The following is a 25,130-nucleotide window of genomic DNA, read 5'->3' as shown; positions in this document are numbered from 1 at the left end:
AAACTTTCTGCGGATTTTTATTTTATAATTTTAAAAAGTCATTCCCACGCCTCCTGAAACTCTTCCTCCGTCGCTTCCGTAGAAATAATTCAGTCTCGCGGAGAACATTTCTACAATGCTCAGCCATAGTCCTCCTCCTACAGACTGATGCCATTTTTTTGAATCTTCATGATCGTTCCATACTCTTCCGACATCATAGCCCAGTAAAAGCCCCATATTGGCAGGAACAATATTGTTTCTTACCCTGCCAAAATCCCATCGGATCTCCGAATTATTGGTGAAATAGGATTTTCCTGAAAATCGGTCGTTTCGGAAAGCTCTCATTCCGTTGTTTCCACCGATTGCTGCAGCCTGATAAAAATCAAAATTATTATTGTTAATCCACATTCCGTTGCTGGAATTGGCAAGTACGAAATTGCCGCGGTTGTCTAACCTGTGATTGATGGAGAGGGTACCTTTTAAGATTAAAAAGTTCCGCTTCGTATCGGCAAGGTCTGCTTTCCAGTCGGCATTTACTTTAAATTCCATTCCCAAAGTAGGAAACGCGTTGTTATCCTGATTTTTATAACTAAATGTATAATTTCCTCCCGCAAACTGCTGATTATCGAAAACTTCGGGTCTTACATCCGGCGAAAGATCTACAAAACGGTCTCCGTTCCGCTGTACTTTATTATTTTCAAAAGTCAGCTGAAACTGGTTGAAAATATTATTCCAGCTTTTTTGGGAAACAGAAGGAGCAAAATTTATTTTAGAGATCTTTGCCCTGTTGAATCTTCTGTCATCTTCTTTTTTATCATAAATACTTTCATTAGACAATCCGAAGAAATTTTCTGCGAAGCGCGGTGTTGTAAATCCTGCATCAAGATTAAAATCCCAGCTTCCGATTGCTTTTTTGAAAATCCCTTTATAATATGCATTAAAGCCGCCTGTAGCTGTGTAATAATTAATTTTCAGGCTGTGCGTTTGGGTAAACGGAGAACGGATAAAATTATTTACGGTATAATTCAGTAATACACCGAGAATTGCTCCGTCATCCGGAGTGTAATCTGCATTTGGATATCCCGCAAAAAAATTATATTTCGGATGTTTGTAGTTATAGGTATTAATATCGTAATCGTCGGAAATATTTTTTGTTGCTCCTTTTGTATTGTAGGTGTTTTTCTGCGATTTAAAATCGTAAATCTTTACTTTGCTTCCATTGGCAACATTGTACGTATCATGATTGTAGCCTCCTATCAGCCGGATGTTCATTTTGGGTTTTCCGTCTCCGGAAACTTCGTATATGTCGTCATCTTCAAGTCCGTAGATCCAGAGTTCCTTTGTTTTGGAATCATCATATGTTTTTTCGAAAACCAGTTCCGGATTTTCTTGGTTTTTATCAAGTTTATATTGTTTTACATTAACGGTATTTGCCGTTTTTGTAATCACAAATTTGTCCGGGTTTACCGTTCCCGTTAAAGGAACTTTCTCCTGCAGCACATCGTAATATTGTGAAGCATAAGTTTCAAGTTTTGTTTTTCTTGATTTTAACTTTCTTTGAATGTCTGCAATGGTTTCATCCTGAACTTCTTTCGGGAGATTGGTGAAGGCTTCATCAATATCTTTATCCGATAAATGTTCCTGAATGTATTTTGCCTGAGCAATCCAGTCTTCGTTAGTAGAGCTTTTTAAGAAAATCAGATCCAGAGGATAGGGTTCCATAGCAAGCCATTTTACATTTTTAATATCATCTTTAAATGTTTTCATATGGCGTATTGCCGGAATATTCATGATGATCTTAAAAGCAGCCCCGTCATATTTACTGAAAGCCTGATCTCTGTCTCTTGCAATCGGTTTGTAGATTACCTTATCTCCATCTTTATATTCTGCCCATTTCCATTGGTCGGAGTGTCTGTCCCAGTCTCCGATCAGCATATCAAAAATTCTTGCCCTGATATACGTTTCTTTATCTACAGAATATTTGTAATTTTTGTTTAAATTTTTCAGTACATCATCTGTAGAAAGAATATCTTTTGCATCATCAAGCGATGCCAGAGTTTTCGGATCAGATGAAAAACGCTCTTCGATCATGTACAATTCATTACCATAATTCAGATTGTAATGTCCCAGAGCTTTTTGTCTGGGAATATATAACAATCTCGGATTGCTGTGGTAAAGATGAATTTTATCTGCCAGATTTCCGACAGCAAATGGAGTAAACGGATGATTGGCGGTATAGAAATCCAAAAGGAACTTTTCAGGAAATGTATTATCCAGCTCGTTTCCGAAGGTGCTTTTCTTGAAAGCCATATTATTCAGAAAACGGATTGCACTTTTTTTAACACCTCTCATCACAAATTCCTGTCCGTCCTGCGTTTTCAGCCTTAAACTGTTAGACTGGTTTCCGCCGCCTTCTCTGAAAGGAATATAACCTCCGTCCAGCGTAGAAAGATTGGCGGTTGGAGCTTCAATAAGCATTCCGTAATATTTTCGGTAATGTTCTCCCCAAAGCCATGTATAAAACTTTCCTTTTTGCGTTAACTTTTCAGGATAAATGGTAGAAATAACTGTCGGAGGGAAAGAATCCGGATAACTGTTAACGAATTCTTTCGGCTTATCGATCACCTTAATATGGGAAAGCAGTTCCGGCGAATTATTTTTTGTTGAAAAATATTCTACATCCGAGCTTTTATCTTTTCTGATATTTAAAACAGCAAAACCGCTTCCTCCGTAAGAAAAATCTGTTTTTTCGCCAATGGTTGCAGGATCTACCTTAGAACCGGCACCGCTTATAATCTGTCTTATGTTTCTGAATTCGTGGTACTGAAGATTATGATCGTGTCCGGAAACAAAAATAATATTTTCCTTTTCCTGAACAATACTTTTTAATCTGTCGGCTAAATCTGCGTAATGCTGGTTGTTGATATCTTCCGGATTTGCACCCGATGAACTTCTTACGATATTAATAACACTTGCAAGTCCGGGTAACGGGATTTTACTATTCAGAGGGAAAAGATTGGATTTCACAGAAGTGTATCCTGCATGAGTTCCGGTGCTGATAATCGGGTGGTGAAGCGCAACGATAATTCTTTTGTCCTGATTTTTATTAATTAAATCTTTAAACTCCGTGAAAAGGTCTTCCCGCGTTTTAACATCACAGTTTTTATTGATTCCCGGATATTTGTCCCAGTTTACCAAAGCCCATTCTGTGTCTATAACAATCAGTTTGATGTCTTTTGTCAGGCTGATGTCATCAATGGGACACGCATTTTTTGGTAAAAATCCTTTTTTATCGTTTAAATAATCTTTTACCAGTTCTTCCTGTGCTTTTAGACCATCCAGTCCGTTATACCAGTCATGATTGCCCGGAATCACCAGAGTTTTTCCTTTAAAGTTTTTGGCAATGGATAACTGATCTTCCAGTTTTTGTTTTGCCAGAGCATAATCCTTATCAGATTTTTTCGGCATTCCCGACGGATAGATATTATCGCCCAAAAAGATCAGCATTGAATTGCTGTCAGCTTTTTCCAGCTGGCTTTTCAGCAGATTCAGAGTATTCTGTGCCTGTGCTTCATCTGCATTTCCGGCATCTCCGATGAGGAATATTTTAAAATCGCTGTCAGATTTTATATCAGAATTTTTAATTTCAGATAAGTTTTTACCCTTTTTTACGTTATATGTTGCGCAGGAATAGAGAACTCCGGCAGACAATGCTACTCTGATAATAACAGAAGTATTTTTTAGATGAGTTTTAAAGGATAAATTCATAAATTTACATTAATAAAATTTCGATGATGAATATTTTAAAAAAAGCCAAAGACTATGTCGAAACCTTATTCAAAGATAAACTATCTTCAGTATATTCTTATCATAATTTTATACATACTACCTTTACAGTAAATAAGGCCGAAGAAATTCTCAAAAACACTCCGGTTTCTGATGAAGATCAGGAAAAAGTGATTCTGGCTCTCTGGTTTCATGATACAGGTTACATAGAGTGTGCCAAAAATCATGAAGAAGCAGGAGTAAAGATTATGAAAGATTTTCTGCAGCAGGAAAACTATCCCGAAAACTATATCGAAGATGTTTCCAAGCTTATTTTAGCAACTAAAATAACGTACGTTCCGCAAAATCTTCTGGAAAAAATAGTGAAAGACGCAGACTGCAGCCATTTTGCAAGCCACGATTATAACGATATTTCCGATGCATTGAGAAAAGAGTGGGAGCTAACCAATGTACGATGCTATTCTAACGACGAATGGAATGCCGGAAATCTGGATATGCTGAAAAATAAACATCAGTTCTATACAGAGTATGCAAAAAAAGAATGGCAGCCTTTGAAGGAGAAGAACATCAAAAAAATTAAAAAGAAATTGGAAAAAGATGAGGATAAAGAAGAGAGTTCTGAAAACAAAAAGTCAAAGGAAAAAGAACCGAAATCCGACAGAAGTGTAGATACTTTATTCAGAGTCACTTTAAGCAACCATACAAGACTGAGTGATATTGCCGACAGCAAAGCGAATATCCTTCTTTCTGTAAATGCCATCATCATTTCGGTTTGTCTTTCTGTTTTGGTTCCGAAGCTGGATACGCCTAAGAATTCACATCTTATTATTCCGAGTTTTATCCTGCTTTTATCTGCGGTTCTTACCATCATTTTTGCCATATTATCCACAAAACCGAATGTAACTAAAGCAAAATTCAGCTTACAGGATGTTGCCGACAGAAAGGTGAATCTTTTATTCTTCGGAAATTTCAACAGGATGATTTTTGATGATTATCAGAATGCAATGAATGTTCTCATCAAAGACCGCGATTATATCTATGATTCTATGGTGAAAGATTTGTATTTTTTAGGAAAGGTTTTAGACAGAAAATACAGGCTTTTATCCATTACCTATAAGATTTTTATGGCAGGAATCGTAATTTCTGTTCTCTCTTTCGGATATGCTTTTTTAAGCCTCTAAATAGAATGTAAAAAGATTAAAGCTCATCCGGATCGGATGAGTTTTTTATTGTGCTAATGAAACTCTTAATGCTAAAAGTCCTGTAATTCCCTGCAAATCTTCTACTTTTAAGAATTCAATATCATTCCGGAGAACTTCTTTCTTTTGTAATTTATTGATGTAATCGAGATATTCTCTCTGGTTTTCCATACCAAAATAAACGATGGTTATTTTTCCGGGGCAGGTAATTCTGTCGGTGGAATCTTTTACGTGCGCTTTATCAAGGCGTTTTTTGATGATTTCGTAATAAGAATTGTAAGCTCCGTCTACATCAAAACGTTTTTCGTCCATTCTGAAGCGGATATCTATTTTTTCGTTATACACAAAAATCAGCGAAGCAATATCAAGACAAACTGGAAGATCTTTCTTAAAATTATGGAATTCAATTTCCATATTGCAGATGGTCTTTAGCTGCCAGTAACGAAGTTTATGTACAATTTTAGAATGGTAATGCAGTTCGGGAGCAATATTCTGCCCGGTATACAAATTATGCTCCACCCCATCAGATTTAAACCTTTCATAATAGTGCGGAAAAATCTGCTGTGCCTGTATTTGGGCTTCATCCAGAACATCCGCAAGTTTTCGGTTAACCAGTGTTATAGAATCATCCAGACTTTTTCTGTTGGCGTAAAACAGATCGGTCTGATGGAAAACCTGTGCAAAATAATCTTTAATCTTAGCTTTTACTTCACTGGAAGACTTTATTTCCAGTTTTGCCTGAAGATAAGGATGAATTTCTTCCCTTAATAATCGCTGGAATCTCTGTTCGGTATCAGCTTTTATTTCATTATTGAGCTCATTTTCGAAAATATCTAAATCCGGTAAAAATTTTTCCGAGTCCGATTTGGTTAAATTAAAAATCGCATGAAGGGATTCAATCTGCTGGTTGAGATCTTCGAGCATGAGATTATATCTTTTTTCCGAAGAAGAACGGATGTCTGAAAATCCGAAAAGCGGTGTCAGATTTTTAAAAGAAATCTCCTTTAAGGAATACATTTTTTTACCAAGAGAGGCGTTAAAATACTTTTCAGCCTCGTTTCTGAATTTCCATACCACACTGTCGTGAATCGTTGTATATTCACGCTGTATGATTGCTTCAATCTGATAATTTTTTTCAAAACTGAACCGGCTCAGCGAGAAGATAATCATGTTGCTGAATGATTCCATTTTTTTTAATTTCAGACCGTTGAAACTGTTGGGAATCGGCGAGGTGAATTCCATAATAGCCAGAAGCTCATTGTCTTTCACAATCGGAATGACCATAAAGCTATTGATCTTATTTTCCTTCAAAATACTGAAAGAAGGTTTCGCTTTTGCCTCTTCCTCAAGATAGTTGAGGTTAGAAACTACAATGGGCTTTGGATTATAGTGCAGATTGATGATGGTGTTTTTTCTAGTGTCTTCGTCAATAGAATTAATCCAGAAATTCAGCACATGATTGGTAAAAATATTTTCATAGACCGGCATTTTTTCCAGTTTCTGTTCTTTCTTGTTGTAAAGCATCAAACCAAAATTCAGCTCCGGAATATCAAAATATGACTTAAATATTTCAATAAGATTTTCGTCCTGCGAGAAATTTTCAGTATCTACTTCAATCATAGTAGATTTCAGATCAGAGAGTGCAATTTCACTGGTGCAGTCAACGAGAGAAATGATGGTAAATCCTTTTAAAATCCAGGATTCCGGCGGAAAATGTTTCTTCCACAGTTTAAAGTCGTCTAAATTTTCCAGCAGAATATCCAGAATTTCATCGGAAGGAATTTTTGTGCCTTCTGCGGGAAATATTTCCGTAAAATCGGCGTTCACCGTTATTTTATAATGCTTCATGATTCCCTGCGCATTGGGAATATCATAATAAAAAGGAATGGTACTTTTTATATCTTTTTTGAAGTAACTCTGTAAAATGAGACAGCAGCAGAAAACATAGAATTCATCATCATCAATATCACGCAGTCCGATTTCGAAATCTTTTCCGGCATCTTTCAAAATCGCTTTAAAACGATCCGTGTAATTAAAGGTGACATTGGAAATCGGAACGCTTGCCGCTTTTATTTCGTTATTGGTGAGTCCGGTAGGGAATAGGTCTGCAAGAAGAAGTTTGATGAGGTCTTCATTTTTTTCCAATAGAGATACATCCTGAAATCCGTTGCGGAATTCATTGAAGTTTTTGGTTTTCTCAATTAAAGATTCAGCATAATTGGCACGGTATTCCAAACGGTCATTGTATCGAATGTGTTCCAACACATCCAAATATTTTTTGAACGAAATAAAAACCTGAAATGGAGTGTCTTTTTTATATAGCTGTGACACAAAAACTGAAATTTAGAGTAAAGGTAAAAAAAAAACCACAACTTAAAGGTTGTGGTTCTCTATTTTAATATGATTTTTTATAATCCGAAAAGTCTTGCAAACAGATCCGGGAAAACTCCAAGAACAACAATGGATACAATAACAAATACTCCTACGATATTGTACGTGATCGTTACTTTTTCTGAAGATTTAAATGTACTTTCTTTGAAGAAGAACATGGAAATAATCAGTCTCAAATAATAAGCAATAGAAACGGCTGAACCTAAAACAGCGATCAAAACAAGGAAAACTCCGTGTTGAGAATTCATTGCCTGAGAAAATAAAGAGAATTTCCCCATGAAACCTGCGGTTAAAGGAATTCCTGCCATTGAAAGCATGGAAATCGCTGCCGTAGCTGCCAATAAAGGTTCTGTTTTTGCCAATCCTTTGAACGCTCCGAAAGAGGTTTCTCTTTTCAGTTTTTCAACATAAATCAGACACATGAAAACTCCTACTGTAGCCAAAGCGTATGCAAATAAATAGAACGCTAGATTATAAGTAGAAAGACTTGTCATTCCGAAGAATACCAAACCGATGTATCCTGCGTGAGAAACTGAAGAGTATGCCAACATTCTTTTCGCATTTGTCTGAGCCAGTCCCATAACGTTTGCCAAAAGCAATGTAATGATTAAGAATACTCCGAATACATTGATCCAGTTTTCGGTAACTCCGCCAAATCCTATTGTCATTAATCTGAACAATGCGAAAAATCCTGAGATTTTTACCACACTCGCCATGAAAGCGGTGATTAATGAAGGCGCTCCGTAATAAACATCCGGACTCCACATATGGAAAGGCGCTAATGCAACCTTGAATGCCAATGCGCAAAGAATCAAAAGAACGCCTAAGATGAACATCACATCTTTAGGGTTTGAAACTCCGAAATCCTGAATTTTATATAAATCGAAACTTCCTACACTTCCGTAGATGAATGCAATCCCGAATAATAGGAAACCTGTTGCAAATGCGCCCATAAGGAAATACTTGATGGAAGCTTCGTTGGATCTCAAATCTGTTTTGTTAGCTCCCGCCATTACATACAAAGGAATAGAAAGGATTTCAACTCCTAAGAACAGCGTTACCATATTCTGATATCCGAAAAGGATAATCCCGCCACAAAGAGCGAAAAGCATTAAAGCATACAGTTCAGACTGGTGGCTTCTGTGGTTGCTGAATGCAAAACCGCCCAGAAAGAATAACAATAATGTCGTTACGATTGATATTTTTGTGAATAGCGCAGTATTGGCGGTGTAGTCATACATATGTTTGTACTGTCCGAAGAAAGCACATTCCGGCATGAAACTTACCCATAATGCGATGATTAATCCCAAAATCCCAATGTACCTTGCGAATTTCCCTTGTTCAAAAACTCCTGAAAATAACGCAACAACTGCCGTTAGGAAAACAATAATTAAAACACTCATTTCTTAAAATATCAAATTAGCTTACCATTGATTGGTAGATAAACTTCAACGAACTATTCACCATTTCGATTATCGGTTGTGGGAAAATACCAAATACAATCACAAAAACCGCTAAACTTGCCAATACAGAGAATTCTGTTGCGGAAAGATCTTTTACTGTGCTTAAAACAGCTTCATCACCCTGTCCGAACATTGCTTTTCCGTAGAATCTCAATAGATATACCGCACAAAGAATTACGGTAAGACCTGCAATTACTGCTGCCAATCCGTTAAAATCGTACACCGATTTCAGCAGAATAAATTCCCCGATGAATCCATTGGTCAATGGAACTCCCATTGAACCTAATATAATGATCAGGAACAATACGGCAAACTTAGGAGCAACTTTCGCCAAACCTCCCATCTGTCTGATGTCTCTTGATTTAAATCTTTTGTATAAAATATCGCAGCAGTAGAACAAACCTACAACGTTAATACCGTGAGCAAAAGTCTGTACCAAAGCTCCTTCAGCACCTTCGATATTGAAGTTTCCTCTTAAGGTTATTACGGCTGAAGCAAAAATACCTGCCACCATTAATCCAACGTGAGAGAAAGAAGAATATGCAATAATTCTCTTCATATCAGTCTGGATAATCGCGATTAAAGCCCCGTGAACAATTCCCACAATAGCTAAGATAATCACAATCTGTCCTGAAATTCCTGCAATCGGAAGGGGAGTGATCGGTAAAAGATAACGCATAACTCCGTAGATCGCCATTTTCAGCATGATCCCTGATAAAAGCATCGAACCTTGTGTTGGCGAATAGGTATACGTATCCGGCTGCCATGTGTGGAAAGGGAAAACCGGCAATTTCACTGCAAAAGCAAAGAAAATGAACCAGAATACAACGGTTTGTTGTGTTTCGTTTAACTGTGCATTATAAAGATCTGTCAGCGCAAAAGATGCAGAGTGATTGTATACATAAATCAATCCTGCTAACATGAATAATGATCCAACGAAGGTATAAACGAAGAATTTCGTAGTGAATTCAAATCTTTTATTTTCCTGACCCCAGATTCCGGCAATAAACCAGATCGGAATCAAAGTAACTTCCCAGAAAATGTAGAACAGCAAACCGTCCAGCGAAGTGAAAACTCCTACAAGACCAAACTGCATTAGCAGAATTAAACCATAGAATGTATTTCTGTAGCTTACATTTTCATTAAATGAAGATAAAATAATGATGGGCGCTAAAATATTAGTCAGCAATAAAAGAAGTAAACTCATCCCATCGATTCCGAAATGAAGAGAGCTCTTCATGAATTGTGACCAGGGATAGTTGATCTCGTGCTGCAATACGCTGTCTACTGTAGGATTAAAATCAAAATCCGCAGTGATGTAGAAGGTAATCAGCATTTGTACCAACGCAATTCCCAGTGCCAAATATTTGCTGGATTTATCTTTCCATGCAAAAACTAATCCCGAACCTACCAGAGGTAATAGTAATAGTGTTAATAATAAACCAGACATTATTGTAATATAAAGTTAACAATCAGTATAATTCCCACAGCCAAAGACATGATTAAGATGTAATTCTCAACATTTCCGTTCTGGATACGCTTCATAGCTTTTCCGCTGTCTTCAGCACCTTCACCTACGAAGTCTACAAAACGATCAAGAATACCTTTATCAAACATCTTTCCTCCGCGTCCTAATCCTTCAACAGTTTTTACAATTAATGCATTGTAAATTTCGTCAATGTATAATTTTTTAGCAGATAGTTTTTCCCATCCTGTGTACTGCTGTTCAGGTAATGCTTGTTTTTTCTTATTCACATAAGTGTTTTTAACAAGGAACCAAACGCAGAAGAACATTACAACTGTTGCTCCTAAAAGTATCATTTCAGTCCCAAACGGAACTCCCGAAAGAGTTGCTTCCATTTGTTTAAAGCTTTCCTCGGTAAGAACAGGCTTCAGCCATTCCATTAATTTGGCATAATGACCGTGACCGATGAAGTGAGGAAGGTTAATTAATCCACCCAAAACGGAAAGAACAGCCAATACGATCAATGGTAATGTCATATTCGAAGGGCTTTCGTGTAAGTGGTGTTTTTGTTCTTCAGTACCTCTGAACTCTCCGTGGAAAGTAAGATAATATAATCTGAACATATAAGTAGCCGTAACAGCCGCTAAAACAAATAAAATTACCCAGTATACCGGATTTTTAGCGAAAGCCGCCACTAAAATTTCGTCTTTGGAAATCATCCCTGAAAGCAAAGGGAATCCTGAGATTGCCAATGTTCCGATAAGGAATGTAGCGTGTGTGATCGGGATGTATTTTTTCAGACCTCCCATAAAACGCATATCCTGTTCGTTGCTCATCGCGTGGATTACAGAACCTGCTCCCAAGAACAATAATGCCTTGAAGAAAGCGTGTGTCATTACGTGGAACATCGCAGTTGTATAAGCTCCAAGACCTAATGCGATGAACATAAATCCAAGCTGAGAAACGGTAGAATATGCCAATACTTTTTTGATGTCATTCTGACGAAGCGCGTAGAATCCAGCTAAAGCAGCCGTTAAGAATCCGATGAATAAAATTACTCCCTGAACGGTAGGTGCCAAAGTGAATAAGAAGTTGGATCTTACCACTAAATAAATACCTGCCGTTACCATGGTAGCTGCGTGAATTAACGCTGAAACCGGAGTAGGTCCCGCCATCGCATCCGGCAACCATGTATATAATGGAACCTGAGCAGATTTACCGGTAGCACCAATAAATAAACTCGTTGTAATGAAAATGATTACCGTTCCGTCCAATTCAAATTTTCCTGCATTTTCTTTGATTGTTAAATAATCCACAGCATTTGTCTGTGAAGCTAACATGAAAATACCTATTAATAAAGCAAGGTCACCAATTCTGTTCATGATGAACGCTTTTCTTGCCGCTTTACCATACTCTTCGTTGGTGTACCAGAATCCGATCAGTAGATAAGAACACAATCCTACACCTTCCCATCCGATGAACAGGATTAAGTAGTTGCTTCCCATTACCAATAACAACATAGAGAAGATAAACAGATTCAGATAAGTGAAAAACTTATAGAAACCTTTATCGTGGCTCATATATCCGATAGAGTAGAGGTGAATTAAAGATCCGATTCCTGTGATGATCATTACCATCATTAATGATAACTGATCGATCTGGAATCCGAAATTAATCTGAACTCCGTTTATTCTGAACCATTCAAAAGCTTTTACAATAACAGGCTGGCTTTCAGAATCAAAATTCATGAAAATACTTACTGCGATGCAGAAAGATGCAAAAACCATTATTGTAGCTAAACTACCAACAACAATTTTTGGAAGATTTTTTCCGAAAAGTCCGTTTATAAGAAAACCTAAAAGTGGTAAAAGTATTATTGCATACACTAAATTTTCCATTCTTATCCTCTTAATTTATTAAATATACTTACATCAACAGAACGGGTATTTCTATACAGCATAGCAATAATTGCCAGACCTACCGCTACTTCCGCAGCAGCAACCACCATAATGAAGAAAACTAAAAGTTGTCCGTCGCCATTACCTTTATATGCAGAAAACGCAGCCAGTAAAAGGTTTACAGAATTCAGCATAAGCTCTACACAACCCAAAATAACAATCGCGTTTTTTCTCAGCAATACTCCTAAAACTCCCAAACAGAACAGTACTGATGAAAGTATGATGAAATAATTCAGAGGGACGCTTTGTATAAATGTATTTACTTCTCCCATAATTTTATAGATCTTTTTTACCGATTAATACCGCACCTACAATACCTGCCAGAATAAGGATGGATGCAAGCTCAAACGGCAAAACATATTCATTAAACAAAAGTCTTCCCAGATTTTTCGTCAAACCAACTCCGTTGTCTACATTTTCAACAACGATCTGGTTCTGCTGAACACCTCTGAAAACGCCTAAAACTCCAATTAACAAAAGTCCTGCTGTAAAAACTCCGGCAAATTTTAAAGTATTGCCCTTCTTACTTTCGTCTTGTTTATTAAGATTAAGCATCATCAGAATGTAAAGGAACAATACCATGATTGCTCCGGCGTACACAATAATCTGGATAATCGCAAGGAACTGTGCATTCAGAAGGATGTACATGCCCGCAATAGAAAACATTGTAACAATTAATGACAAAACAGCGTACAGAGGATTTCTTGCAAAAACGAAGTAAACCGCACTTGCCACTGCTAAAAACGCCACCAAGAAAAATAAAAACTGATCCATTATTTTACCGCATTTTTTTGTTTCTCGGATTGTCTTTCTGTGATGTCAATCCTTTCATTTATTTTTTCTACCAATTTATCTTTTCCGTAAATGAAAGAACCTCTGTTGGTTTCTACATCCACCAATCTGTCGGTAAGATAGATCGCAGATTTCGGACAGGCTTCTTCACACATACCACAGAAAATACATCTCAGCATATTAATTTCATATACCGATGCATATTTTTCTTCTCTGTAAAGATGCTTTTCTTCCTTGGTTCTCTCTGCAGCAGTCATGGTAATTGCTTCTGCAGGACATGCCACCGCACAAAGTCCGCAAGCCGTACATCTTTCTCTGCCTTCCTCGTCTCTTTTCAAAACGTGCTGACCTCTCCAGATATCTGCTCTCGGTTTCTGTACTTCCGGATACGCATATACTGCGGGAGCACCTTTCAATACGGTTCTTACAGCATGCTTAAATGTAATCCCCATTCCTGTAAAAATCGCAGGTAAGTAGATTTTTTCAGCAAGGGTCATTTCTTTATTAGAAACAACTTTTGATCTGTTCGTAAGTTTCATTTAATTATAGATGTTAGATGTTAGACATTAGATTTTAGACGAATCTTGCCTGTTATCTTAATTTTTAATATTCTATTCATACACAAACCTTATAGGTTTTTAAAACCTATAAGGTTTAGATACATTAATTAATTTCCAAATGCTAAAATTACAGCACCTGTAATTAATAAGTTGACCAATGCCATCGGAATCAGAGTTTTCCATCCTAAGTGCATTAATTGATCATATCTGAATCTCGGAAGTGTCCATCTGATCCACATAAAGATCAGAATTCCGATGATGGTTTTAATTAAAAACGCCACAATACTTAAAATTCCGGCCGTATTTTCTCCCCAGTTCTGAGTAACCCATTCAATTCCGGGATAATTGTAACCTCCGAAGAACAGAACAACCATGAAAGCATTGGAAATAAACATATTCACGTATTCACCGAACATATACAATCCTAATTTCATGGAAGAATACTCTGTAGAATATCCTGTTACCAATTCAGATTCACACTCAGGTAAATCGAAAGGGTGTCTGTTGGTTTCTGCCAAAGCCGCTACAATAAATACTAAGAAAGCAATTGGTTGGTAGAAAATATTCCAGTTAAGCCCCGAAACCCAAGGAATGAATCCCCATAGTTTTCCGTTTGTCTGGCTTTCCGTAATTTCTTTTAAATCTAAACTTCCCGTCATCATAATGATGGAAAGCAAAGCCAATCCCATTGCCAATTCATAAGAAATCATCTGAGAAGAAGCACGGATCGCTCCTAATAATGAATATTTGTTGTTGGAAGCCCAACCTCCGATCATAATTCCGTAAACCCCGATGGAAGCCATTCCGATGATGAATAATACTCCGACATCGATGTTTGCCACCTGAAGATCATAAGAAGTACCTGCAATATTTAAACTTTTACCCCAGGGAATAACTGCTCCTGTGATTAATGAAATAAACATCACCAAAGCCGGTCCCAGTACGAAAAGGAATTTTTCTGCATTGGCAGGGGTAAAATCTTCTTTAAAGAAAAACTTTCCACCGTCGGCTAAAGGCTGAAGCAATCCGAAAGGTCCTGATCTGTTGGGACCAATTCTGTCCTGCATGATAGAAGCTACTTTTCTTTCTGCCCAGGTAGAGTAGGCTGCAATCGTTAACGAAAGCAGGAAAAGCGCAAATACAAGTATAAGTTTAAATGTAAGTAAATCCATTCTGAATTTTAGATTTTAGATTCTAGATTATAGATTGTAATTCATTTAAAATCTATAATTTAAAATTTATAATTTAGTATTATTTTTCGTCTTTTTCACTGATTTCCTTTGCCATCGGATTGTCTAAAACTCTCAGTTCATCTTTAGGCTTTTCGTAGTGGTTCAATGAAATTACTGAGTGTCTGTCGATATGTCTCGGACCTTCAATGTTCCAGTCAGAAAGTTCTTTTCTGTCGAAACGGCAGGTGTCGCAGATAAATTCTTCAACTTCTCCCCACTGATCTTTTCTTGCGGTAACTCTCACGATTTCATCGCCCTTCATCCAGACTACAGCTTTTCCGGAACATTTATCACATTTGCAGGTAGCGTTCATCGGTTTTGTAAACCATACTCTGCTTGAAAAACGTGCTGTTCTGTCGGTTAATGCTCCTACAGGACAAACGTCGATTACGTTTCCGATGAAATCATTATCCAAAGCTTTATTTAAGTAGGTTGAAATTTCAGCGTGATCTCCTCTGAACAAAATTCCGTGTTCTCTTTCTCCGGTAAGCTGGTTTGCAGCGAGTACACATCTTGCACAAAGAATACAACGGTTCATATTCAGTTTGATGTGCGGACCCAAATCATCGGCATCGTACGTATTTCTTTCGAACTCCGTTCTGGTTTCAAGATTTCCATGTTCATACCCTAAATCCTGAAGGTGACATTCTCCCGCCTGATCGCAGATAGGGCAGTCTAAAGGGTGGTTTACCAAAAGGAATTCGGTAACTGCTTTTCTTCCTTCCTGAGCTTTTTCAGAAGTAAGATTTTTTACTTCCATCCCATCCATAACGTTGGTTCTGCAGCTTGCCACCAATTTCGGCATAGGACGCGGATCTGCTTCAGATCCTTTGGAAACTTCCACAAGGCAGGTTCTGCATCTTCCGCCACTGGTTTCCAGTTTGCTGTAGTAGCACATTGCAGGAGGTACAGATTTTCCGCCGATTTGTCTTGCAGCTTCCAGAATAGAAGTACCCGGCAAAACTTCAGTAGTCTGTCCGTCTATCGTTATTTTGAATTTTTTAACCTCTTCGCTCATATTCTATGCTTTTCGCTTTTGCCTTAGCAATTAAGCTCTGTTTTAATTATACTTTTTTGTATTAAATGTATATCCTATTCCGGCAAGAACCTGTCCGAAAACAAAATCCTGTCTGGCTTTATCCGGTTTATTATTTAATGTCGTTTTAATGTCCCACATATTGATGTATCCGGCTTTTACTTCTGCTCTTAGCATCCAGTTTTTCCAGAATACAAGGTTAAGACTGGATCTTAAATCGGTTCCCATTCCGGCAACGTGAAAACGGTCGCTTCTCTCGTTACCAAAAAGCTTTACATTACTTTTCGGAAACATAAACCCAATTCCGGCTCCATAAGACCATACCAGATCAATGTTCTTTTTATGAACTAGATTTTTGTATTTTTCAAGCCCTACGTTTTCATAATTTAATCCGTCTGTATGCTCAAAAGTAAGGAACTTTTCATCAGCAAGATTTACCTGCCCGTTCTGTACCATGGCTGCATATTTCGGATCTGAAATATTTCCTGAGAACCCAACCGTCTGATCCTGGTTCATTACATATTTCATATGATCAATTCCTAAAACCAAAGCTAAATTATCTTTAATAAAATAACCAAGTCTGAAATTATATTGTGTCACTGTAAACCAACTTGGATCGAAATAAACAATTCCGAATTTTGTTGGTCTGTCTTTCGCAGAGACATTGTTTAACTGAAAATCATAACCGTTTCCTGAGAAATGAATGTCAGAATTGCTGTAAGCCGCTCTGTTCCATCCGTAGAAAACGAAAACCTGACCTTTTTTGCTTAAGGGTAAAGGTTTTTCTTTCTTTTCAGCTTTGTATGGAGTAGCCTCCAGTTTATATTCTTTTTCTTCTAATGTATCTTTTTTTACCTGTCCGAAAACAAAACCCGACATCATTAGACCTAATGCCAATATCTTTTTCATCTTAAGCGTTCTTCTCTACAGCAGGAATTGGATCTGCATAATGTGCTAAACCGTAATTTTGTGTCTGAGACAATTCTGGGTTTTTGATGTGCCATTCGAATTCATCTCTGAAGTGACGAATAGCCGCTGCAACAGGCCATGCTGCTGCATCACCTAACGGACAAATTGTGTTTCCTTCGATTTTTCTTTGGATATCCCAAAGTAGATCGATGTCTTCCATTTTTCCTTCTCCTTTCTCGATTTTCTTTAAAATCTTGTACATCCATCCCGTTCCTTCACGGCAAGGTGTACATTGTCCGCAACTTTCGTGATTGTAAAATCTCGCTAAAGTCATGGTATGTTCTACGATACACTGATCTTCATCCAAAACGATGAACCCTCCTGAACCCATCATGGTTCCGGTAGCAAATCCACCGTCAGCCAAAGATTCATAGTTCATGTATCTTGGTTCTCCGTTTACGGTTTTTAATAATAAATTGGCAGGAACAATCGGAACTGAGCTTCCTCCCGGAATACAGGCTTTTAATCTTTTTCCGTCCTTAATACCGCCGCAATATTCTTCAGAGTAAATGAATTCTTCAACCGTAATAGTCATGTCGATTTCATAAACTCCAGGTTTGTTGATGTTTCCACAAGCTGAAATTAATTTCGTACCTGTAGATCTTCCCACTCCTATTTTAGCGTATTCAGCTCCTGTAATTTCAATGATTGGAACAACGGCCGCAATAGATTCAACGTTGTTTACTACCGTTGGTCTTTCCCAAAGTCCTTTTACAGCAGGGAATGGCGGTTTCAGTCTCGGATTTCCTCTTTTACCTTCAAGAGATTCAAGCAATGCAGTTTCTTCACCACAGATGTATGCTCCACCACCTCTTTGAACGTAAATTTCGCAATCGAAACCGGTTCCTAAAATATTTTTACCTAAAAATCCTGCTGCCTTAGCTTCTTCAATTGCTTCTTCAAGAATATCCGGAATCCATGAATATTCTCCACGGATGTAGATATAAGAAACATTGGAACCTAAACAGTATGATGAGATCAGCATTCCTTCGATCAGTAAGTGAGGAAGAAACTCCATCAGATATCTGTCTTTGAATGTTCCCGGTTCAGATTCATCGGCATTTACAACAAGGTGTCTCGGAACGCCTTCCGGCTTTGCAAGGAAACTCCATTTCATTCCTGTTGGGAATCCTGCTCCACCACGTCCACGAAGTCCTGAAGCTTTTACTTCTTCAAGAATTTCGTCAGGAGTCATTTTTAAAGCCTTTTCAGCAGCTTCGTAACCGCCGTTTTTACGGTAGGTTTCAAAGTAGCGGATGCCTTCAATATGTGCGTTTTTAAGTAAAAGTTTTTTACTCATTGTTATTTGCTTCTTGCAATAGGCTTTTGGCTTCTTGCATTAATTATGATTAAACGTTAAGTGAATAATTTAAAATCTAAAATGTAGAATTTAAAATTTCTGTTAGTCTAAAGCGATCTGTCCTTCTCTGCAAAGATCAAGGATCTCGTCTACTTTTTCTATCGTTAAATTTTCATGGAAAAATTTTCCAAGCTGCATCATCGGAGCATATCCACAAGCTCCCAGACATTCAGCAGGTTTTAAAGTAAACATTCCGTCTTCCGTGGTCTGTCCGTCTTTAATGTTCAGTTTTGTACGGATATGGTCTAGGATTTTTTCACTTCCCGAAACCATACAAGGTCCGGTTCTGCAAACTTCCAGAACATATTTACCTACCGGCTTCATGTTGAACATGGTATAGAAAGTAGCTACTTCATAAACTTCGATAGGTTTGATACTCAATAATTCTGCAACATAATCCATTACCGGAACGTCTAACCAGCCTCCGAATTCTTTCTGTGCCAAATGAAGTACAGGAATAAGGGCAGATTTTTGTCTTCCTTCAGGATATCTTGCGATGATTTTATGTACCTGTGTTAAACTTTCCGGTTTAAAAGCTATTGTTTCGCTCATATTTAAAGATTTTAGATTTTAGATTTTAGATTTTAGATGAAAATCTTAGTTCTAAAAATCTTATCAATTTTGATATTAATTTATATTTAAAGAGTTTAGATTAATTTAAAATTTATAACCCAAAATCTATAATTTCTTTTATGCGTCTAATTCTCCCGCAATAATATTCATACTACACATCGTAACGATCGCATCTGAAATTACAGAACCTGTAATCATTTCAGGATACGCCTGATAGTAGATGAAACAAGGTCTTCTGAAATGCAGTCGGTAAGGGCTTCTTCCGCCATCACTCACCAGATAGAAACCTAATTCTCCGTTTCCGCCTTCTACAGCATGGTAAACTTCACCTTTAGGTACATCTGTTTCTCCCATTACAATTTTGAAATGGTAAATGAGTGCTTCCATTTTCTTGTAAACATCTGCCTTTTCAGGAAGATAGAAATCCGGAACATCCGCGTGGAATGGTCCTTCAGGAAGGTTTTCGTATGCTTGTTTGATGATTTTGATAGATTCCCAGATTTCCTGCTGACGAACCATGAAACGGTCGTAGGTATCTCCGGAAGTTCCCACCGGAATGATAAAGTCGAAATCCTGGTAAGAAGAATAAGGCTGCGCAACTCTCACGTCATAATCCACACCTGTTGCACGTAAATTAGGACCTGTGAAACCATAGCTTAATGCTCTTTCTGCAGAAATAGATCCTGCTCCGATGGTTCTGTCCATAAAGATTCTGTTTCTTTCTAATAATGTACAGAATTCTTTGAATCTTGGCGGGAACGTTTTAAGGAAATCCTTTAATAACTCATGGAATTTTGGAGTGAAATCTCTTTCAAAACCTCCGATTCTTCCCATATTGGTCGTCATTCTCGCGCCGCAGATCTGCTCATACATATCGTAGATACGTTCTCTTTCGATGAACATATAAGTAAGACCGGTGATTGCTCCGGAGTCCATTCCCGTTACACCGTTACAGATCAGGTGATCTCCGATCCTTGCAAGCTCCATTAAAATAACACGCATATAGTCTACACGTTTAGGAACTTCAACGCCGATTAGTTTTTCAACCGTCATGTGCCAACCTAAATTGTTAATCGGCGCAGAACAGTAATTCATACGGTCGGTAAGGGTAGTGATCTGAGAGTAGTTTCTTCTTTCAGAAATTTTCTCAAATGCTCTGTGGATATATCCCACAGTCTGCTCTGCATGAAGGATTCTTTCTCCGTCCATCGTTAAGATATTCTGGAAAATACCGTGCGTTGCAGGGTGGGTAGGTCCTAAATTGAGGGTGTATAACTGTCCGTCAATCTGTTCCTTACTTTCGTATTGGTTGAGTATATTAGATAATGAGTTATCTTTCATAATGATTGCTTTTAGCTATTTGCTTCTGGCTATTGGCTCGCTGCCATTGGCGCCATTCGCTTTTTTATCTTCCGAACATGCTGTCGTTCTTATCCGTTCTTGTTCCGTCTTCCAAACGATATTCTTTCAGCATCGGGTGGTAACCAAGATCTTCCATATTTAAAATAGGTCTCAGATCCGGATGTCCTTTAAATTTGATTCCGTAGAAGTCATACGTTTCTCTTTCCATCCAGTTGGCTCCTGCATACAGTTCCACTAAAGAATCTACCTCGATGTTTTCTCTGGACATGAATATTTTAAGACGTAATCTGAAGTTCGTCATCATGTTGTGCAGGTGATAAACCACTCCGATTTCCTTTTCCGGAAACTCAGGGTAATGGATTCCGCATACATCGGTAAGGAAATTGATTTCCAGTGATGAATCTTTCAGATAGTGAACGATTTTCTTCAGGTCTTCCTTTTTTACCTCAATCGTCAGCATTCCATATGGCTCTGAACTTGCAATAACAGACTCCGGAAATTCTCTTGTAATTGCTTCTAATACAAATTCGTTTGTCATTCCGTTAGTTGCTAATATTGTAAGAATCTAGTAATTTCTGATATTCAGGCATATCTCTTCTTCTGATGCTTTCGCTTTCTGCCAAAGCCTGAACCTGCATTACGCCCTCAATAATCTGTTCAGGTCTCGGAGGACATCCCGGAACGTAAACGTCTACCGGAATAATTTTATCAATACCCTGTAAAACAGAATACGTATCAAAAATACCACCGCTGGAAGCGCAGGCTCCAACTGCAACTACCCATTTCGGTTCTGCCATCTGAGTGTATACTTCTTTCAGGACAGGTCCTAATTTTTTGGATATTGTTCCGCAAACCATCAACATATCTGCCTGTCTTGGAGAGAAAGAGTTTCTTTCCATACCAAATCTGGAAGCATCGTATGTTGGATTCAGCGTAGCCATAAACTCAATACCGCAACAAGAGGTTGCAAATGGTAACGGCCAAAGAGAAAATTTTCTTGCCATCCCGATTACACTGCTCAGTTTCGTTGCGAAAAACCCTTCTCCTTCAAATCCTTCCGGAGCAGGTGCATCTGTTCTTATTACTGGTTTGTTATCTGACATTTTAGTAGATTTTAGATTTTAAATTTTAGATTCTAAATTATTGTTAATGTAAACTTTAATCGAAAATCGCCATCTAAAATTTGTAATTTAAAATTTATAATTTCTTATTTATCCCAATCTAAAGCGCCTCTTTTCCACACATAGAAAAATGCCATGAAAAAGATTGCCACGAATGTAAGAACGGCAAGGAATCCTTCCATTCCGAATTCTCTGAAGTTTACTGCGTACGGATAAAAAAATACGATTTCAATATCGAATAATACGAATAATACCGCCGTCAAAAAGTATTTAATGGAAAACGGTGTTCTTGCATTTCCTTCTACCGGGACTCCACATTCCCAGCTCTGGTTTTTCACAGAATTTCCTTTTTTCTGTTTCGGACCTAAAAAATGCGCTCCAAGCAAAGAAATGGCTACGAAACCGATCGCAACACCTGCTTGTATAAGGATTGGAATATAACTTTCAGGTAAATTCATTTTTGCATTATTATCTCAATTTGCAAATTTAGCGAATAAACAAGAAAGCATGAAATTTATGAGGTTAAAAGTAGCTAGAAAATGGATAAAACGGATAATTTAGAATCATTAAAAATAACGATTATTTTTTCATTTTTCTGATGAGAGAATACGCCATAAAGGAAATATAGGCAAAAAGGAGACTTGCATAGATAATATTCACTGCTGTATTGGTTCTGTCGTCCGGTAACTGGAAAAATAAATTGAAAACAATGAATCCGGCAATTAAAATTCCGAAAATGATGAGTTGTGGTTTCATATTTTAAAACTTATAATAAGTCTACTTTTTGATGATGAAAAATTATTTGATTTCCAGAGCGTAGGTTCTCCTTCTTTTATGGTTTACGGGATTGTAATCCTGCCAAAGAAGCTGAATGCTTTTATTTTCTTCCAGTTCAGGATTCGTTTCCAGATATTTCACTCCTTTTTTATTGAAAATATCCCAGATTTCCTTAAAAATAATGGACGTTACACCGCGTCTCTGATAATCGGGGTGAATTCCGATCAGGTAAAAATTAGCTCTGTCGTTTTTCTTTCCTGCCTGTAAAAAATGCCACCATCCGAAAGGGAGCAGTTTGCCTTTAGATTTTTGCAAAGCTTTTGAATAGGAGGGCATTGTAATAGCAAAAGAAATCAGATTGTTATTTTCATCTGCGATACACACGATGAAATCTTTATCGATTAAAGGGAAATATTTTTCTTTATAGGTTTTCCTTTGTTCGTCCGAAATAGGAGTGTAGGTAGAAAGGTGCTTGTACGTTTCATCCAGCAGATCAAACATCGCATCCACATACTGTAGGATTTCTTCTTTAGATTTAAATCTTAAAACTTTCAGATGGTATTTCTGGGAAATTAATTCATTGAATTTGTAAATTTTCTCCGGCAGAGAATCCGGGAACATAATTTCAAATTCCACCCATTCCTTTTCTTTGGTTAAACCTAACTTTTCAAGATGTTTCGGATAATAATCATGATTGTAAATTCCGATCATCGTTGCCAGTTTATCGAAGCCTAAAGTCAGCATTCCGGCTTTATCAAGATTCGTGAAACCCATTGGTCCTTCAATTTTTCCGATATTTTTTTCTTTAGCGTACTCAATTGCTTTTCCGATGAGTGCCTGAGAGACATTTTCATCATCAATAAAATCAATCCAGCCGAAGCGCACTTTCTTTATCCCTAGTTCGCGTTCTTCCTTATGATTGATCATTAAGGCAATTCTTCCGACGATTTTATTATTCTGATAGGCAAGAAACTGTTTGGCTTCAGAGTATTGCAGTGCCGGATTTTCCTTCGGGTTCCATATTTTAATCTCATCATTAATAAGAGCCGGAACGTAATACGGATTGTTTTTGTACAGATCCATGGGAAACCTTACGAATTGCTTTAGCTGATCGCTGTTTTTTACCTCAATAACTGAAATTTCTGACATGATTCTTTCGTGAAATTATGGAACAAATATAGCTAAATTAATACAATACTTTGGCACAGTTTTTACATCATATGGGATGAAAAGTATAGTATTAAAGATTACAGAGATGAATGGTTATTATTTGATTATTATTGTTTCGATGGCGGTGAGTTGGTTTGTCTCCTGGAGGCTGAAATCGAAGTTTGAACAGTATTCTAAAATCTACCTCAGAAACGGGCTTTCCGGAAAGGAAGTGGCGGAAAAAATGCTGAGAGACAACGGAATTAATGATGTTCAGGTAATGTCGGTTCCGGGGCAGTTAACAGATCATTACAACCCCGAAAATAAAACAGTTAATCTTTCCGAAGCGGTTTACATGCAGAGGAATGCAGCGGCAGCGGCAGTTGCAGCCCATGAATGCGGTCATGCCGTTCAGCATAAAGTAGGATATTCTATGTTACAGCTTCGTTCTAAATTGGTTCCGGTAGTAAATATAAGCTCCAATCTGATGCAGTTTGTAATTATGGGAGGACTTGTCATCATGGCATTAAGCGGAAATAAACTGATTCTTACCATCGGAGTGATTATGTTTGCCTTAACAACGCTTTTCGCATTTGTAACACTTCCTGTAGAATATGATGCAAGCAACAGGGCAATGAAATGGCTTCGCGATACGGGAACGGTAACTACCGAAGAATATGTAGGCGTAAAAGACAGCTTGAAATGGGCAGCGAGAACCTACGTTGTTGCTGCGATCGGCTCTCTGGTACAGCTTCTTTATTTTGCTTCCTTATTAATGGGAGGAAGAAGAGATTAATCTTTAAATGTGAATGAAACATATTGCATCTCGGATAGCTTTTCCGAGATGTTTTCTTTTTGCGAAAGTTTCAGGGAAGCGGTTACTATACAGTTTTCATTCGCATCAAATTGCAGGACTTTGGCATCATACTTCGACAGTAAAGTGAAAATGATATTCTGCTGATTAAAATTAAACTGAATCTCAACAGTCGTTTCAAGTTCTTTTGTAATGATATTTGCTTCTTCCAGTGTAATTTTTGCCGATTCTTTATAGGCTTTTACCAAACCGGAAACCCCCAGTTTTGTTCCTCCGTAGTAACGGACGGAAATAACCAGAACATTGGTAATTTCATTCGCCAATAACTGGTTGTAAATCGGAAGTCCGGCACTTCCCGAAGGTTCTCCGTCGTCATTTGCGCGATAATTTTCTCCGTTAAGTCCCATTCTGAAAGCATAACAATGATGCGTTGCCTTCGGATGTTCTGCACGGATTTTTTCCAAAGCGTGTTTCAGTTCTTCCTCGTTGTTCACAGGGAATGCAAAACCCAGAAATTTACTTCCCTTTTCTTTTAACAAAGTATTTTCTACCGCAGATTCTATCGTCTTAAAATTGAACATATATAAAGAGGAAAAATATTTTTTCGAATGTTAGAATAATTGTTCAAAGGTAAAATATTTTTAAGAAAAAGTCCCGGAAATGGGCAATAAAAAAGAGAACCGTTACAGTTCTCTTTATTCGATTAACAAGGAAAGCTTCCTTCCAGCCAAGGCGGAGGACAACTCATACTTGAAGGTGTTTTACAGCATCTTTGTAAATTTGGCGGATAATAAGAACAACAAACCGGTGCCATTCCTCCGACAAGCTTTTTAAGCTCTTTTCTTTGAAGTTTTTTCAGATTTTTCATATAGTTTGTATTAACTTGATTGGAGTATTAAAAATTTTAATTAATTAATTAGCTTGTGACGGATCTAAAGGACCGCCCTGACTTGTACACTTTGTACCAAGCGGAAGACAATAATATTTCTGGCGCGGGATACAGCATTTGTAATATCCTGTTATGCAGTTTTGATCACAGGTTTCGATTCCTCCCAGAACGCTTTTGAGCTCGTGCTTGGATAATTTTCTCAGATTTTTCATGATGATGATTTTTTTAGTTCATCATAAAGCTACATAATTAATT

General features: G+C 37.6%; 24 protein-coding genes. 2 read left to right on the top strand and 22 right to left on the bottom strand.

Annotation, left to right across the window (positions count from 1 at the left end; genetic code table 11):
* Positions 1–30: 30 nt before the first annotated feature.
* A complete protein-coding gene (locus AC52CF_RS17535) occupies positions 31–3,747 on the bottom strand; it encodes a metallophosphoesterase (RefSeq protein ID WP_496517502.1) in 3,717 nt (1,238 codons plus the stop codon).
* Between the two features lie 26 nt (positions 3,748–3,773).
* On the opposite strand from AC52CF_RS17535, the gene AC52CF_RS17530 reads away from it, so the two are divergent.
* A complete protein-coding gene (locus tag AC52CF_RS17530; protein WP_214591184.1) occupies positions 3,774–4,946 on the top strand; it encodes a Pycsar system effector family protein in 1,173 nt (390 codons plus the stop codon).
* Between the two features lie 45 nt (positions 4,947–4,991).
* Here AC52CF_RS17530 and AC52CF_RS17525 read toward each other — a convergent pair whose 3' ends face one another.
* From AC52CF_RS17525 to AC52CF_RS17440, 18 genes are all read right to left on the bottom strand, one after another.
* The gene (locus AC52CF_RS17525) at positions 4,992–7,295 is read right to left on the bottom strand and encodes a GAF domain-containing protein (RefSeq protein WP_214588563.1); all 2,304 of its coding nucleotides are present in this window, start codon (positions 7,293–7,295) and stop codon (positions 4,992–4,994) included.
* Positions 7,296–7,372: 77 nt separating this feature from the next.
* Positions 7,373–8,758, bottom strand: a complete 1,386-nt coding sequence (locus AC52CF_RS17520; protein ID WP_214588564.1) for an NADH-quinone oxidoreductase subunit N — start codon at positions 8,756–8,758, stop codon at positions 7,373–7,375.
* Positions 8,759–8,774: 16 nt separating this feature from the next.
* A complete protein-coding gene (locus AC52CF_RS17515; RefSeq protein ID WP_214588565.1) occupies positions 8,775–10,268 on the bottom strand; it encodes a complex I subunit 4 family protein in 1,494 nt (497 codons plus the stop codon).
* Complete coding sequence (gene nuoL, locus AC52CF_RS17510) at positions 10,268–12,181, bottom strand: NADH-quinone oxidoreductase subunit L (RefSeq protein WP_496517501.1); 1,914 nt, start codon at positions 12,179–12,181, stop codon at positions 10,268–10,270. The genes AC52CF_RS17515 and nuoL overlap by 1 nt, the downstream gene beginning before the upstream one ends.
* Positions 12,182–12,183: 2 nt before the next feature.
* Entirely contained in the window at positions 12,184–12,513 is a 330-nt protein-coding gene (nuoK, locus tag AC52CF_RS17505; RefSeq protein ID WP_034703571.1) for an NADH-quinone oxidoreductase subunit NuoK, read from the bottom strand.
* Positions 12,514–12,517: 4 nt separating this feature from the next.
* Complete coding sequence (locus AC52CF_RS17500; RefSeq protein ID WP_076393029.1) at positions 12,518–13,015, bottom strand: NADH-quinone oxidoreductase subunit J family protein; 498 nt, start codon at positions 13,013–13,015, stop codon at positions 12,518–12,520.
* Positions 13,015–13,572: a NuoI/complex I 23 kDa subunit family protein gene (locus AC52CF_RS17495; protein ID WP_116098492.1), complete on the bottom strand. Its 558-nt coding sequence runs from the start codon at positions 13,570–13,572 to the stop codon at positions 13,015–13,017. The genes AC52CF_RS17500 and AC52CF_RS17495 overlap by 1 nt, the downstream gene beginning before the upstream one ends.
* 128 nt (positions 13,573–13,700) lie before the next feature.
* Positions 13,701–14,765, bottom strand: coding sequence for an NADH-quinone oxidoreductase subunit NuoH (gene nuoH, locus AC52CF_RS17490; protein ID WP_087705823.1), 1,065 nt, complete (start codon positions 14,763–14,765; stop codon positions 13,701–13,703).
* Between the two features lie 79 nt (positions 14,766–14,844).
* The gene (locus AC52CF_RS17485) at positions 14,845–15,843 is read right to left on the bottom strand and encodes an NADH-quinone oxidoreductase subunit G (protein WP_076393025.1); all 999 of its coding nucleotides are present in this window, start codon (positions 15,841–15,843) and stop codon (positions 14,845–14,847) included.
* Between the two features lie 42 nt (positions 15,844–15,885).
* Positions 15,886–16,770 (bottom strand): hypothetical protein, encoded by an 885-nt coding sequence (locus AC52CF_RS17480; RefSeq protein WP_116098510.1) that lies wholly within the window; start codon positions 16,768–16,770, stop codon positions 15,886–15,888.
* Between the two features lies 1 nt (position 16,771).
* The gene (nuoF, locus tag AC52CF_RS17475) at positions 16,772–18,130 is read right to left on the bottom strand and encodes an NADH-quinone oxidoreductase subunit NuoF (protein ID WP_076393023.1); all 1,359 of its coding nucleotides are present in this window, start codon (positions 18,128–18,130) and stop codon (positions 16,772–16,774) included.
* Positions 18,131–18,232: 102 nt separating this feature from the next.
* The gene (locus tag AC52CF_RS17470; RefSeq protein WP_496517500.1) at positions 18,233–18,742 is read right to left on the bottom strand and encodes an NADH-quinone oxidoreductase subunit NuoE family protein; all 510 of its coding nucleotides are present in this window, start codon (positions 18,740–18,742) and stop codon (positions 18,233–18,235) included.
* Between the two features lie 138 nt (positions 18,743–18,880).
* On the bottom strand, positions 18,881–20,104 hold the full coding sequence (gene nuoD, locus AC52CF_RS17465) for an NADH dehydrogenase (quinone) subunit D (protein WP_076393019.1): 1,224 nt from the start codon (positions 20,102–20,104) through the stop codon (positions 18,881–18,883).
* 64 nt (positions 20,105–20,168) lie between these two features.
* Positions 20,169–20,663, bottom strand: a complete 495-nt coding sequence (locus AC52CF_RS17460) for an NADH-quinone oxidoreductase subunit C (RefSeq protein WP_076393017.1) — start codon at positions 20,661–20,663, stop codon at positions 20,169–20,171.
* A 4-nt stretch (positions 20,664–20,667) separates the two neighbouring features.
* Positions 20,668–21,228 carry an NADH-quinone oxidoreductase subunit B gene (locus AC52CF_RS17455; RefSeq protein WP_047397471.1) on the bottom strand — a complete coding sequence of 187 codons (561 nt, stop codon included), beginning with the start codon at positions 21,226–21,228 and terminating at the stop codon, positions 20,668–20,670.
* 104 nt (positions 21,229–21,332) lie between these two features.
* Positions 21,333–21,704, bottom strand: coding sequence for an NADH-quinone oxidoreductase subunit A (locus AC52CF_RS17450; RefSeq protein WP_027380112.1), 372 nt, complete (start codon positions 21,702–21,704; stop codon positions 21,333–21,335).
* 121 nt (positions 21,705–21,825) lie between these two features.
* Entirely contained in the window at positions 21,826–22,002 is a 177-nt protein-coding gene (locus tag AC52CF_RS17445) for a hypothetical protein (protein ID WP_185206951.1), read from the bottom strand.
* A 42-nt stretch (positions 22,003–22,044) separates the two neighbouring features.
* Complete coding sequence (locus AC52CF_RS17440; protein WP_496517499.1) at positions 22,045–23,172, bottom strand: GNAT family N-acetyltransferase; 1,128 nt, start codon at positions 23,170–23,172, stop codon at positions 22,045–22,047.
* A 106-nt stretch (positions 23,173–23,278) separates the two neighbouring features.
* On the opposite strand from AC52CF_RS17440, the gene AC52CF_RS17435 reads away from it, so the two are divergent.
* Positions 23,279–23,968, top strand: a complete 690-nt coding sequence (locus tag AC52CF_RS17435; protein WP_336689952.1) for a zinc metallopeptidase — start codon at positions 23,279–23,281, stop codon at positions 23,966–23,968.
* Here the strand turns inward: AC52CF_RS17435 and AC52CF_RS17430 are convergent.
* The 3 genes from AC52CF_RS17430 to AC52CF_RS17420 form a co-directional block, all read right to left on the bottom strand.
* Positions 23,965–24,567, bottom strand: coding sequence for an IMPACT family protein (locus AC52CF_RS17430; RefSeq protein WP_336731301.1), 603 nt, complete (start codon positions 24,565–24,567; stop codon positions 23,965–23,967). The genes AC52CF_RS17435 and AC52CF_RS17430 overlap by 4 nt on opposite strands.
* Before the next feature lie 122 nt (positions 24,568–24,689).
* Positions 24,690–24,854, bottom strand: a complete 165-nt coding sequence (locus AC52CF_RS17425; protein WP_496517498.1) for a bacteriocin-like protein — start codon at positions 24,852–24,854, stop codon at positions 24,690–24,692.
* Positions 24,855–24,898: 44 nt separating this feature from the next.
* Positions 24,899–25,087, bottom strand: coding sequence for a bacteriocin-like protein (locus tag AC52CF_RS17420; RefSeq protein WP_496517497.1), 189 nt, complete (start codon positions 25,085–25,087; stop codon positions 24,899–24,901).
* Positions 25,088–25,130: the final 43 nt, after the last annotated feature.

It is taken from the genome of Chryseobacterium sp. 2P, assembly GCF_059579425.1.
The sequence above is the reverse complement of the archived record's forward strand: the minus strand, read 5'-3'. Positions and strand labels throughout refer to the sequence as shown.